At 68.6% G+C, this 11,714-nt stretch carries 12 protein-coding genes; 2 read left to right on the top strand and 10 right to left on the bottom strand.

Going from position 1 to position 11,714, the window contains the following annotated elements; all coding sequences use genetic code 11:
- Positions 1 to 219: 219 nt before the first annotated feature.
- The 5 genes from WA670_RS36170 to WA670_RS36150 form a co-directional block, all read right to left on the bottom strand.
- Complete coding sequence (locus WA670_RS36170; protein ID WP_037810976.1) at positions 220 to 678, bottom strand: DUF4190 domain-containing protein; 459 nt, start codon at positions 676 to 678, stop codon at positions 220 to 222.
- Between the two features lie 91 nt (positions 679 to 769).
- A complete protein-coding gene (locus WA670_RS36165; RefSeq protein WP_037810977.1) occupies positions 770 to 1,588 on the bottom strand; it encodes a carbohydrate ABC transporter permease in 819 nt (272 codons plus the stop codon).
- Complete coding sequence (locus tag WA670_RS36160) at positions 1,585 to 2,496, bottom strand: carbohydrate ABC transporter permease (protein ID WP_037810979.1); 912 nt, start codon at positions 2,494 to 2,496, stop codon at positions 1,585 to 1,587. The genes WA670_RS36165 and WA670_RS36160 overlap by 4 nt, the downstream gene beginning before the upstream one ends.
- Positions 2,493 to 3,797, bottom strand: coding sequence for an ABC transporter substrate-binding protein (locus tag WA670_RS36155; protein ID WP_134665318.1), 1,305 nt, complete (start codon positions 3,795 to 3,797; stop codon positions 2,493 to 2,495). Before WA670_RS36155 ends, WA670_RS36160 begins: the two co-directional genes overlap by 4 nt.
- 99 nt (positions 3,798 to 3,896) lie before the next feature.
- On the bottom strand, positions 3,897 to 5,525 hold the full coding sequence (locus WA670_RS36150) for a long-chain fatty acid--CoA ligase (RefSeq protein ID WP_134665316.1): 1,629 nt from the start codon (positions 5,523 to 5,525) through the stop codon (positions 3,897 to 3,899).
- Between the two features lie 461 nt (positions 5,526 to 5,986).
- Between WA670_RS36150 and mihF the strand changes: the two genes are divergently transcribed.
- Together mihF and WA670_RS36140 are read left to right on the top strand one after the other, a co-directional pair.
- Entirely contained in the window at positions 5,987 to 6,298 is a 312-nt protein-coding gene (mihF, locus tag WA670_RS36145; RefSeq protein WP_020664542.1) for an integration host factor, actinobacterial type, read from the top strand.
- Between the two features lie 92 nt (positions 6,299 to 6,390).
- Positions 6,391 to 7,551, top strand: coding sequence for an isochorismate synthase (locus tag WA670_RS36140; protein ID WP_336160735.1), 1,161 nt, complete (start codon positions 6,391 to 6,393; stop codon positions 7,549 to 7,551).
- A 3-nt stretch (positions 7,552 to 7,554) separates the two neighbouring features.
- Here the strand turns inward: WA670_RS36140 and WA670_RS36135 are convergent, their stop codons facing one another.
- From WA670_RS36135 to WA670_RS36115, 5 genes are all read right to left on the bottom strand, one after another.
- Positions 7,555 to 8,244, bottom strand: coding sequence for a 4'-phosphopantetheinyl transferase family protein (locus WA670_RS36135; protein WP_336160734.1), 690 nt, complete (start codon positions 8,242 to 8,244; stop codon positions 7,555 to 7,557).
- Between the two features lie 127 nt (positions 8,245 to 8,371).
- Positions 8,372 to 8,698, bottom strand: coding sequence for a hypothetical protein (locus tag WA670_RS36130; protein ID WP_037810987.1), 327 nt, complete (start codon positions 8,696 to 8,698; stop codon positions 8,372 to 8,374).
- Between the two features lie 46 nt (positions 8,699 to 8,744).
- Positions 8,745 to 9,392 carry a TetR/AcrR family transcriptional regulator gene (locus WA670_RS36125; protein WP_336160733.1) on the bottom strand — a complete coding sequence of 216 codons (648 nt, stop codon included), beginning with the start codon at positions 9,390 to 9,392 and terminating at the stop codon, positions 8,745 to 8,747.
- Positions 9,389 to 10,927: an ATP-dependent acyl-CoA ligase gene (locus tag WA670_RS36120; RefSeq protein WP_037810991.1), complete on the bottom strand. Its 1,539-nt coding sequence runs from the start codon at positions 10,925 to 10,927 to the stop codon at positions 9,389 to 9,391. The genes WA670_RS36125 and WA670_RS36120 overlap by 4 nt, the downstream gene beginning before the upstream one ends.
- Positions 10,924 to 11,667, bottom strand: coding sequence for an enoyl-CoA hydratase/isomerase family protein (locus tag WA670_RS36115; RefSeq protein ID WP_037810993.1), 744 nt, complete (start codon positions 11,665 to 11,667; stop codon positions 10,924 to 10,926). The genes WA670_RS36120 and WA670_RS36115 overlap by 4 nt, the downstream gene beginning before the upstream one ends.
- Positions 11,668 to 11,714: the final 47 nt, after the last annotated feature.

Here is an 11,714-nt window from a genome sequence, read left to right as displayed (position 1 = left end):
CTAGCCCCAGCTAGAAACCGCCACCGATGCACCCAACGAGCGTTGCACCCACACCACCCCCGCACCCCGATACGAAGCCAAAATGCGGTCTGAGGGTGCTTGTCAAGGCATCTTTACCGCCTTGACAAGCACCCTCAGACCGTCATCACAATCAAGCTTCGGGGTGCCCCACGCAACCACAAGCGATGTCGCCGCCAGGCGACGAGCCGAAGTACCCCCTCAGCAGTAAAACGCGCAAGTAGCCCCCACCGCAGACAACGACACAAAGAACCAAACCAAAAAGATCACCGCAGGAATAGCCGCCAAGATCCCGCACACCAGCCCGGCGATCCCCATCCCCTGCCCGGTCCACCCAGGCTTCCCGCCCTGCACCATCCCGGCCCACGACAACCCGATCGCCGTAATAGCCGCGACCACGTCGAAGAACGGAACCCAGAAGAAGATCAACGCGACGATCCCGACCACCATCCCGGCGATCGCGAGCCCGCTGGTCTTCAACGGCGTGACCCCGGGATACGGAGCCGCGTACGGCGCCCCGTACATCGGCGCCCCGTAGGGCACCGGCGCCTGACCGTATCCAGGCGTGGCCGGATACCCCGGCGCGGGCACCGGTCCGGAGGGATGCCCCTGCGCCGGGTCCTGGCCGGGGTAAGGCTGCTGCTGATACGGGTCCGTCATGGGTGCACTCCTGCTGCGACTGTCGCGACGGTGAGTCGTCGGCGGCTAACGGCGAAACGTTACGCGCGGTCGCGGGTCGATGTGACGGTTTTCAGCCTTTCAACCCGGATTCGGTGACCCCGCGTACCAGATATCGCTGGAGGAACGCGAAGAGCAGGACAATCGGCACGATCGACAGCACCGCGGCCAGGAACAGCAGGTTCAGCTGCGGGTTCTGCGCGGTCAGCAGCCCGGACAGGGCGACCTGCACCGTCCACGAGTCCGGCGACTGCGCGATGATCAGCGGCCACAGGAACGCGTTCCAGCTGCCGATCACGGTGATCACCGCGATCGCGGCGAAGAAGCCCCGCGAGTTCGGCACCACGATCTTGCGGAAGACGCCCCAGCGGGACAGGCCGTCGACGCGGCCGGCGTCTTCCAGTTCCTTCGGGAAGTCCAGGAAGTACTGCCGGAACAGGAAAACGCTGAACGCGCTGAACAGGCCAGGGATGACCAGGCCGCGGAAATCCGAGAGCCAGCCGAGCGTCGAGACCACGACGAAACTCGGCACGAACGTCACCGACGTCGGGATCATCAGCGTCGCCAGCACCGCGTAGAACACCGGCTTCGAGTACCGGTACGGCACCCGGGCCAGGCCGTAGCCAGCGAGCGAGCACACCACCAGCAGGCCCACGGTTTGCAGCACCGCGACGACGACCGAGTTCACGATGCTGCGCGCGAACGGCACGTCCTGCTGGTCGAACAGCTTCGTGAAGTTCTCCCAGTGGATCTCCTTCGGCCACAGCGTCCAGCCCGGCGCGGTGAGCTCCGCGCGCGAGGCGAGACCGTTGCGCAGCAACAGGTAGAACGGCAGCAGGAAGAGGATCGCGGACACTGTGAGCGCTGTCCAGCGAAGCACCGCGCGGATCATGTCGCGCTCCGATCGAACCGGAAGAGCTTGCCCTGGAGGAGGGTGACCACGGCGATCAGCAGCGCCAGGATGATCGCGCCCGCGCTGCCGCGGCCGAGATCCTGGCCGCCGGAGCCGAGCGAGGTGTAGTAGAGGTACACCAGCGGCGGCCGCGCGAACGGCGGATAACCCCGGGAATCGCCCATGATGTTGTAGAACTCGTCGAACGCCTGGTAGGCGTTGATCAGATTCAGCAGCAGCACGGCCACCGACGTCGCGCGCAGCTGCGGCAGCGTGATGTGCCGGAAAACCTGCCATCCCGGTTTCGCGCCGTCGAGCCACGCCGCCTCGTACAGATGCTGCGGAATCCGCTGCAGCGCGGCGAGGAAAAGGATCATGTAGAAGCCGAGCTGCAGCCACAACCGGGCGGTCACCAGCACCACCCAGTACAGCGGCGGGTGCACGGTGCCGGTCCACGCCACCGGGTCGATGCCGAAGACGCCGAGCACGGTGTTCGCGAGACCGTAGCGGACGCCGGAGAACAGCGACGTCTTCCAGATCAGCGACGCCACCACGTACGAACACGCGAACGGCAGGAAGAACACCGAACGGAAGAACGCCTTCGCGAACCGCAGCTGGTTCACGCCGACCGCCAAGGCCAGCGACAGCACGAACGTCAGCGGGACGATGAACAGGGCGAACACGCTGAACGTGCCGAGGCTCGCGACGAACGGGCCGTCGGAGAGCATGTGCGCGTAGTTGTCCAGTCCGACGAAGACGCTGGGGGTGACCGTGTTGCGCGCGTCGAAGAACGACAGGTACAGGCTCCACCCGATCGGCACGTAGGCGAAGATCGCCAGGCCGAGCAGGAACGGACCCACGAACCCCCAGAACGCCAGCGTGTCCCGGGTTTTCCGGGACAGCTTCATCCGAACAGGCGTTTCAGCTCGGCCTGCGCGACGGTGACCGCGGCCTTCGTCTGCGCCACCGGGTCCGCGCCCTCCTTGGCGATCTTCGCGACCGCGTCCGACAACGCGGTGTTCGACGTCTGCGTCCACACCGGACCGCCGATGAGGTGGCTGTTCTCCTTGACGAACTTCACCACGTCCGCGGCCGGACCGCTTTGCAGCGTCTGCGCTTTGTCGATGAGGCTCTGCCGGGCGGGCACGTGGAAGCCGTAGCGGGTGGCGAACTCCAGCTGGCTGTCGGTCTGGTCGATCCACAGCCACTTCACGAACGCCTTGGCCTCGTTGACGTGCGCGCTCTTCGCGTTGACCATCGCACCGTACGCGCCGACCGGGACCGACGGCTTGCCGCTGTCGTCCAGCTTCGGGAACGGCAGCACGCCGAAGTCGTCGTTGAGCGCGTCGCGGATCTTCGGGACGTTCCACAGCCCGGTCCACTGCATCGCGCAGAGCCCGTCGACGAACGCGCCCGGATCCGACCAGTCGGCGGGTGCGCCGAGCAGCAGGGAACCGTTGGCGTTCAACGTGTGCAGCTTGCTGAACGCGGCGGCCGCGCGCGGATCGTCGAAGCCGACCTCGCGGTTGTTGTTCTTCAGATAGTCGAGCCCGGCCGACCACATGAGCGGCCCGGTGAGCGTGCCGACCCCGCCGTCATTGCCCGCGAAGAACCCCTTCACGCCGTCCTTCGACAGCTTGCTCGCGGCGTCGATCAGCTCGTCCACGGTCTGCGGCGGCTGCACACCGGCGGCCTGCAGCATGCTCTTGCGGTAGAAGAGGACCTGCGTGTCGGTGGCCTGCGGAATGCCGTAGACCTTGCCCTCCACGGTCTGCGCGGCGAGCACGGCGGGGCTGAAGTCGTTCTTGACCGGTCCGATGATGTCGTCGAGCGCCACCACCTGGTTCTGCCGGACCCAGTCGATCTTCACCTGCGCCTCGAAGACGTCCGGCACCGGGCTGTTCTGCAGCGCGGTGACGATCTTCGAGTCGTAGTCGCCGGGGTTCCACACCACGTTGACCTTCGCGCCCGGATAGCTGGCCGCGTAGTTCTTGACGGCTTGCTGCACGCCGTCCTCGCCGTAGGCGTGATACCACTGCTGCAGCGTGACCTTCGGGGCCTGCGACGGGGTCGAGGCTCCCGCCGACATCGCCGTGGACGGCGGCGGATCCCCCGGACGCCCGGTGTTCGACCCGCACGCGGCCGCGACCGCGCCCACCGCCGCTGTTCCCGCCAACGACAGGAACGACCTCCTGCTCCGCTGCTGCATCCCCAGTTCTCCTCCGACGTGCTGGGAAGGGCTCCTTGCCTGCAACAGATTCCCTCACGAAGCCCTTCCCAGGCCGACAACTCGCCGGAGATTTACCGCTCAGAGGTGTGAGATGTCGAGCTTTCCCTCGGAGTAGGACGCGCGCAGCCGCTTCTTGTCGAACTTGCCGACGCTCGTCTTGGGCACCTCCTCCACGAACGTCCAGTTCTCCGGCAGCTGCCACTTCGCGACCTTGTCCGACAGGTACTCGCGCAGTTCCTCGGCGGTGGCCTGCTGGCCCTCCTTGACCACGACGGCGACCAGCGGGCGTTCGTCCCACTTCTCGTCCGGGATGCCGACGACCGCCGCCTCGGCGACCGCCGGATGGCCCATCACCGCGTTCTCCAGGTCGACCGACGAGATCCACTCGCCGCCGGACTTGATCACGTCCTTGGCGCGGTCGGTGAGCGTGAGGAAGCCGTCCGGGCTGATCTTGCCGACGTCACCGGTGCGCAGCCAGCCGTCGTGGAACTTCTCCGGGTCGATGTCCGACCCGCCGTGGTAGGCACCGGCGATCCACGGACCGGACACCTCCAGTTCGCCGACCGCCTCGTTGTCCCACGGCAGTTCCTCGCCGTCGTCGCCGATCAGCCGGGCCGCCACGGACGCTGGGAAACGGCCCTGGGTGTAGCGGTAGGCCCAGCGCTCCTCGCCGGTCGCGCTGGCAGGCGGACGCGCGACGCTGCCGAGCGGCGACGTCTCGGTCATGCCCCACGCGTGCAGGATCGGCACGTTGTAGCGCTCCTCGAAGGCGTGCATCAGCGACGGCGGCGCGGCCGACCCGCCGACGACCACCTCGCGCACGTGGCTGATGTCCTGCGGGTTCGCGTCCAGGTGCGCGAGCAGGCCCTGCCAGATCGTCGGCACCGCGGCGGCGAAGGTCGGCTTCTCCGCGGCCAGCAGCGCGGCGATCGGGGCGGGCTGCAGGAACCGGTCCGGCATCAGCAGCGAGGCGCCGACCATCATCGCCGCGTACGGCAGGCCCCACGACATGGCGTGGAACATCGGCACGATCGCCAGCGCCAGGTCTTCCTGGGCGAGCCGCATGCTGTCGGTCATGCAGACCTGCATCGAGTGCAGCCAGATCGACCGGTGCGAGTAGACGACGCCCTTCGGGTCGCCCGTGGTGCCGGAGGTGTAACACATCGCGGCGGCGGCCCGCTCGTCGATCTCCGGCCAGTCGAACTCGTCGGACTGCCCGGCCAGCAGCTCGTCGTAGGAGTGCACGGTGACGCCCTCGGGCGCGGTCAGCGCGGACGCGTCGCCGTTGGCCACGATCACGTGCTTGACCGTCTTCATCCCCGGCAGGTTGCTCGCCAGCAGCGGCACGAGCGTGCCGTCGACGATGATGACGTGGTCTTCCGCGTGGTTCGCCACGAAGACCAGCTGCTCCGGGAACAGCCGGATGTTCAGCGTGTGCAGCACCGCGCCCATGGCGGGCACTGCCAGGTAGGCCGCGAGGTGCTCGGCGTTGTTCCACATGAACGTGCCGACCCGCTGGTCGCCGGTGACGCCGAGACCGCGCAGCGCGTTCGCGAGCCGGGCGGCGTGCTTGCCGAGCTCCGCATAGGTCTCCCGGCGGGCTTCTGAACCGGTCCAGGTGACGACTTCGCTCTTCGCGTGCACCTTCGTGCCGTGGCGCAGCAGCTTCGCGAGCGACAGCTGTCCGTCCTGCATCGTGCTCAACATGGGTGACTCCCGTGGTGCTCGTTCGCCGGTGAACTGGGGTGCGCCCGACTCTAATGCGGATCCGCCGGATCGGGCACGAACAAGTTCGGTCACGGCTTGTCGGCCCTCTCCCGCCATCGGGTGGCGGCCCCGCGCTTCCATGATCCACTTCTGTCGCGATTCCCGTTGCGGGACAAGAAAATGCGTTGTGTTAACTGCGGTGAAATACACTCTCGTTCGGGTGAGGTAATGGGGGTGGAAATGAGCCCATCGAGGCCGTTTTCACAGGTCGCGAGGGGTCCCCTCGCGCAGGTCCGCCGCGCCCGTCGACGGGTGATAAGTGCGTGTCGGTTGCGCGTACTGCGGGCACGTGGCGTTTACTGGGGCCGTGGTAAGTGATGGCTGGCCAGCGCTTGCAGCTGCAAGCATCGGCTGAGACCGTCGGCCGCGAAAGCGGAGACCTGAGAGGAAAGGACATTACGTTGGCTCTGCCCACGTTGACTCCGGAGCAGCGCGCCGAGGCCCTCGCCAAGGCGGCAGAGGCTCGTAAGGCGCGTTCGGAGCTGCTCGCTTCGATCAAGTCCGGCAAGGAGAGCATCGAGTCGGTGCTCAAGCGGGCCAAGGAGAACAAGACCGTCGGCAAGACGAAGGTCACGCAGCTTCTCAAGGCGGTGCCCGGCCTGGGCGCGGTCAAGGTCGCCGCGCTGCTCGAGCAGGCGGGGATCGACCCCGACCGCCGGGCCGCTGGCCTGGGCGAACGGCAGCGCGAAGCGCTGATCGACGCGCTCAAGTAACGCTGATCCGGCGGCCGCGGGGAAGGTGGCGCGAGGTGTTGCACCGGCGACACTTTCCCCGCGGCGCTCCCGGATCCTGAGACGCTGGTGAAGTGACGACCAGTGCCGCGCCGGCGACCCCGGCCGAGACCACCGTCCGCTACCAGCGTGGCGACTTCTTGTTCGCGACCGCCCGGCGTGCCCTGCTCGCCCGCGGTGCGCTCGGGACAGTCACCGACGCCGACCCACGCCGCCTCGCCCGCTCGGCAGCCGCTGAGCTGGACCGTTCCGGCGTGCCGCTCGCCGTCGGCGTGCTGCCGTTCGACACCGGACCCGGCGCTGCCTCGCCGGGGCACCTCGTGCTGCCCCGGACGGTGCACCGCGCCCAAGGCGAGGCCTCGGCCGTGCCGCCCGCCGCCGACCTGCCCGCTCCGGCGGCCACCCGGCGGCTTCCCTCCGCCGACGGCCACCGCGAGAACGTGCGGGCCGCCGTCGCCGCTCTGCGCGACCGTGACCTGCGCAAAGCTGTGCTGGCCCGTGCGCTCGAGCTGGAATTCGACGCGCCGATCCCGGTCGAGGCGATCGTGCGCAACCTCGCGCGCGGCAACCCGCGCCACTTCACTTATGCCGCCGAACTGCCCGGCGGCCGCACGCTCGTCGGGGCCACCCCCGAGCTGCTGCTTTCCCGGACGGGCGACTCGGTGTTCACGACCCCGCACGCCGGGTCGATGCCGCGTTCGGCCGACCCGGAGACCGACCGGGCCAACGGCGAAGCCCTCCTCGCGTCCGCGAAGGACCGGGAAGAGCACGACCTGGTGATCGACTACGTCGTCGAGTCGCTGCGGCCGTTCTGCCGCAAGCTCGACGTCCCGGCCGGCCCTGAGCTGGTCTCCACGCCCGCCATCTGGCACCTGCGGACGTCCATCACCGGCGAGCTGGCGGACCGCTCGGTGACCGCTCTCGACCTCGCTGCCGCCATGCACCCGACCCCGGCCGTCTGCGGCACCCCGACCGTCGCCGCGCGTGACCTGGTGCAGGAACTGGAGCCGTTCGACCGCGGGTACTACGCGGGCGCGGCCGGCTGGGTCGACGCGGCGGGAGACGGCGAGTGGGCCGTCGCGATCCGCTGCGCCGAGGTGGCCGAGAAGTCGATGCGGCTCTTCGCGGGCGGCGGCATCGTGCCCGCGTCGGACCCGGACACCGAGTACCAGGAGACGATCGCGAAGTTCCGCACGCTGCTCGGCGCGATGGGGCTGGACGACAGCGCGTCCTGAGGCTTACGGCAGCCAGTGCTCCTCGGTGACGCTCAGGCTGTCCGAGGTCAACGCCGCGACCGCCGCCCGGTGCCCGTCCGCCGCCTTGAGGTCGGCTAGCCGGGTGCGCGCCGGATCCAGCGCCTCGTCACCCGAGGCCATCAGCTCGGCGGGAGCGTCGTAGCGGGAGAACGTGATGCTCTGCAGCGGGATCTTCAGCCCCTTGCCGGTGGCCTTCATCACCGCTTCCTTGCGCGTCCAGTAGATGAAGAAGGCCGCCGAACGCTCCTCGTCCGACAGGCCCGCGACGGCGTCCCGCTCGGCCGGGCTCAGCGCGTACTCCACGAGCGACGCGTCCGCCTTGCGGCTGGCGGTTTCGACGTCGAGGCCTACCGGCACGCCGTCGGCGACCGCGAGGCCGATCAGGTTGCCCGAATGCGAGATCGACAGCACGAGGTCCGAACCTGGTACGCGCGGACGGCCGTGCGGTTTGCCGCAGTCGTCGCAGGTCGCGTCGAAGCGCACGGACTCCGCCCCGCCGCCGAGCCGTTCCGCGACGAGGGTCTTCGCGAGCACCCGGCCGGTCAGGAAGCGGCGCTGGTCGATTTCGAGCCGGTACGCGTCGTAGCGGCCTCTCTCCAGGTCGTCCAGCAGCTTCAGGTAGCGGTCCTCCGCGGGCAGCGGTTCGGACCAGCGCACCACGATTTCGGTCACCGGCATACCCTCCCTCGTCCGCCTCCGATCTTGCCCGGGCGCGCCGAGGTTTGTCATGCCCCTATCCCGAACGCGGCGAAGGCCCCCTCGGAGTCCGAGAGGGCCTTCGCGGCGGAGATGACGAGTGCTAAGACTTGTTCTTGTCGCGCATCGCGATCGGGACCCCGGCTAGGTCCTCCTCGTTGCACAGCAATTTCACGTCGTAGTAGGGCGAACCCTGTCGCTCGTCGTAGTCTAGGTGGATCGCGAGGACGTCGAGCGGTTCTCCCAGCCACTCCTGCGCTTGGCGCAGCCAGACTGCGCAGCGCTCGAGCGCGCTGGGCAGGTCGTCGTCACGAAACTCGACTGGTCGATACGGCACGTCCTGGACCTGATCGCGCGGGTTTGAAGGCGCGGGCAGGCCAGGAGAGAGACCCGAGTCGTCCAGTTCGAGTTGGATCGTTTGCTCAGTCACCCTTCGAGCGTCCCCCACGTTCGCCGTCTGAGCAAGGCGTACGGCGCTAAAAGCCCTCTTGGACAGGCAAGTCCCACACCTGGGCGACCACTTCGAGGCATTGCCGGAGGTCGTGCGCACGCACCGCGACCGGATGTCCGAGGGCCCGCAATGCCAGCTCCGCGTAGTGCGTGGCCAGGTCTTCGAGCTTGAGCGGGCCCTTCGGGGAATACCACCGGGCCACGCCGCTGCACATTTCCAGCAATGCGAGCCGCGTCACGGCCGGTTGTGCGGTGTGGAACACGTTCGCCGCGGCGCCGTCTTCGATCGCCTTCGCCCAGAACTGCTCGTATTCGTCCCGCAGCGCGACGACCTGGGTACGCGCCGGAGCCGAAAGCGCGTCGACTTCGTTGTCCACCACCCGGGTTTCGCCCGGCTGGGCGGCGTGCGCGAGGACATGCAGCGCGACCAGCGTGCGCATCCGGGCCACCGGATCGTCGCTGCCCGCGGTGGCCTTCGCGACCGCGTCGATCAGGCGGTGCAGCGAGGTCGTCATGATCTCGACAAGAAGATCTTCCTTGGTGCCCATGTAGTGGTAGAGCGTCGCCGAAGAAAGTTCGGCTTCCTGGGCCAGATCCCGAATGCCTGTGCCGTGGAAACCCTTGGTGGCGAACAGTTTCACGGCGGCCGCCCGGACGCGTTCGGCGCTGCTCATCGCCACTCCCCGGTGCTGCGGTCCCAGGAACCGGCGCGCAGGTCGGCGACCTTCCGCAGTTCGCCCTTCGCGACGCGTTCGGACGGCGTGCGCGGCAGGTCGTCCGCGAAGGCCCAGAAGCGCGGCACCTTGAAGTACGCCAGTTGCTGCGCGCAGAACTCCGCCAGCTCCTCGGGTGACGGCCGGTTCTCGCCGCACACCACGTACGCCTTCACTTCCTCGCCGCGCAGCTCGTCCGGTACCGCGAGGACGGCCGCGAGTTGCACCTTCGGATGTTGCAGCAGCGCGCGCTCGACCTCGTCGGCGGAGATGTTCTCGCCGCTGCGCCGGATCATGTCCTTGGTGCGGCCGAGGTAGTAGACGCGGCCTTCGTCGTCCATCCGGGCGAGGTCGCCGGTGTGGAACCAGCCGCCGGCGAAGGCGCGCGCGGTCGCTTCGGGATCCTCGTGGTAGCCGTGCATCAGCCCGATGCCGCGGATCAGCAGCTCGCCGGTTTCCCCACGAGGCAATGGTTTCCCGTCCTCGCCGGCGATCATCGCTTCGCGGTCGCGGGTCGGCCGTCCGATGCAGCCGGTGCCCACCGCGGCGTCGTGGTCGGATTCGGAAACCCGGATGTCCCCGCCGGTCTCGGTCATCCCGAACGCCTCGTACCACGGCACGCCCCAGCGTTCTTCCAGCTGAGCGTGCAGGTCCGGCGGGATCGCCGACGCGCTGATGGCGCGGACGCGGTGGTTCCGGTCGTCCGGATGCGGCGGCTGGCGCAGCAGCAGCGTCGGCATCAGGCCGAGGCAGTAGAACCAGGTGACCTCGTACTCGCGGACCTTCGCCCAGAAGGTGGAGGGGTGGAAGCGGTCCAGTACGACGAGCGTCGCTCCGGCGGCCAGCGCGAGCGCGACGTTCCACTGTGGATCAATGTAGTGGAACGGTTGTGCGGTAAGCAGAATGTCGTCTTCGCCGACGGCGGGGAAGTCGGTGGCGAGTCCGATCGCGAGCGTGGTCCAGTACCGGTGCGGCAGCACGCAGCCCTTCGGCGCGCCGGTGGTGCCGGAGGTGTACTGGATGTTGACCGGCTGTTCGGCCGCCACCACCAATTCAGGTTCGCAGCGTGTTTCCGACTTGAGCGCGTCCGGCGTGAGGACGCGTTCCACGGCTGTTTCCGGCGCGATTTTCTCCAGCAGTTCCACGAACTCTTCGGCGGCTACCGCCAAGCGCGCGCCGGAGTGGCGCAGGACGTGCGCGCCGTCGAATTCGCGGTAGTTGATGTTCACCGGAACCAGAACGGCGCCGAGTTTGGCGAGTGCGAGCCACATGAGCGGGAATTCCGGCTCGTTGCGGAGCATCACCGCGACGCGATCGCCTGCCCGGACGCCTTGTTCCTGGAGCGCTTTAGCCAGGCGTCCGCTGCGGTCGTCGACCTCGGCGAAGGTGAACCTGGTGCCGGTGCTGTCGAAGATCCACGCGGTGCGGTCCGGCCAGAGCTGCGCGGCGCGCGTGACCAGCGCGACCAGCGTGTCGACGTTCTGCAGCGGCGTCACGCCCGGCTCCGGAACGCTTCGGTCGACTCGCGGACGGCGGCCGAGTGCTCGGTGATTAGGGCATGGGTGACCTCGAGTTCCAGCGCTGAGTCGAAGGCGTGGTCGATCCCGGCGTCGAGTGCTCGCTTCGCCATCGTGGCGGCCTCCGGCGGGTGATGCGCGATCTTCTCCGCCCAGCCGAGCGCGAGGGGCATCAGCTCGTCCGCTGGCACGGCGGCGTTGACGAGGCCGAGGTCGTGCGCGCGACGGCCGTCGAACCGGTCGCCGAGCAGCAGCAGTTCCTTCGCCTTGACCGGCCCGACCAGCAGCGGGAGCAGCCTCGACGCGGCACCGGTGACGCTCAGCCCCAGCGACACCTCGGGGAACGCGAACACCGCGTCCTCGGCGGCCAGGATCAGGTCGCAGCCCAGCGCGAACTCCGCGCCCGCGCCGATCGCGTACCCGTGCACGGCGGCGATCACCGGCTGCCGCAGCGCGCGCAACCGGCGCGTGACGTCCTGGAGCCGCTCCAGCCTGGCGCGGGAGTCACCCTCCGGGGTGGGTTCCTTCAGGTCGTGCCCGGCGCAGAAGGCGCGGCCGTTGCCGGTGAGGAGGACGACGCGGGCTTCGCTGTGCGCGACCTCCTCCAGTGCGGTGAGGAAGTCGTCCACCAGCACGGGCGCGACGGCGTTGAGCCGCTCGGGCCGGTTCAGCCGGATCTGCGCGATGCCGCCCTCGAGGGCCAGGTCAACGGTGCTCATGGAGGGGAGCCTAGACGTTCGATCGATCGATCGATAGTGTCCAGGGC

Source organism: Amycolatopsis sp. VC5-11, from assembly GCF_037034185.1.
GTDB classification, from domain to species: Bacteria; Actinomycetota; Actinomycetes; order Mycobacteriales; family Pseudonocardiaceae; genus Amycolatopsis; species Amycolatopsis nivea.
The sequence above is the reverse complement of the archived record's forward strand: the minus strand, read 5'-3'. Positions and strand labels throughout refer to the sequence as shown.

Excerpts from the sequence above, each read along its gene's own strand:
- WA670_RS36170 (WP_037810976.1), bottom strand. The coding sequence starts at position 678 with ATGACGGACCCGTATCAGCAGCAGCCTTACCCCGGCCAGGACCCGGCG.
- WA670_RS36165 (WP_037810977.1), bottom strand. The coding sequence starts at position 1,588 with ATGATCCGCGCGGTGCTTCGCTGGACAGCGCTCACAGTGTCCGCGATC.
- WA670_RS36160 (WP_037810979.1), bottom strand. The coding sequence starts at position 2,496 with ATGAAGCTGTCCCGGAAAACCCGGGACACGCTGGCGTTCTGGGGGTTC.
- WA670_RS36155 (WP_134665318.1), bottom strand. The coding sequence starts at position 3,797 with ATGCAGCAGCGGAGCAGGAGGTCGTTCCTGTCGTTGGCGGGAACAGCG.
- WA670_RS36150 (WP_134665316.1), bottom strand. The coding sequence starts at position 5,525 with ATGTTGAGCACGATGCAGGACGGACAGCTGTCGCTCGCGAAGCTGCTG.
- WA670_RS36125 (WP_336160733.1), bottom strand. The coding sequence starts at position 9,392 with ATGAGCAGCGCCGAACGCGTCCGGGCGGCCGCCGTGAAACTGTTCGCC.
- WA670_RS36115 (WP_037810993.1), bottom strand. The coding sequence starts at position 11,667 with ATGAGCACCGTTGACCTGGCCCTCGAGGGCGGCATCGCGCAGATCCGG.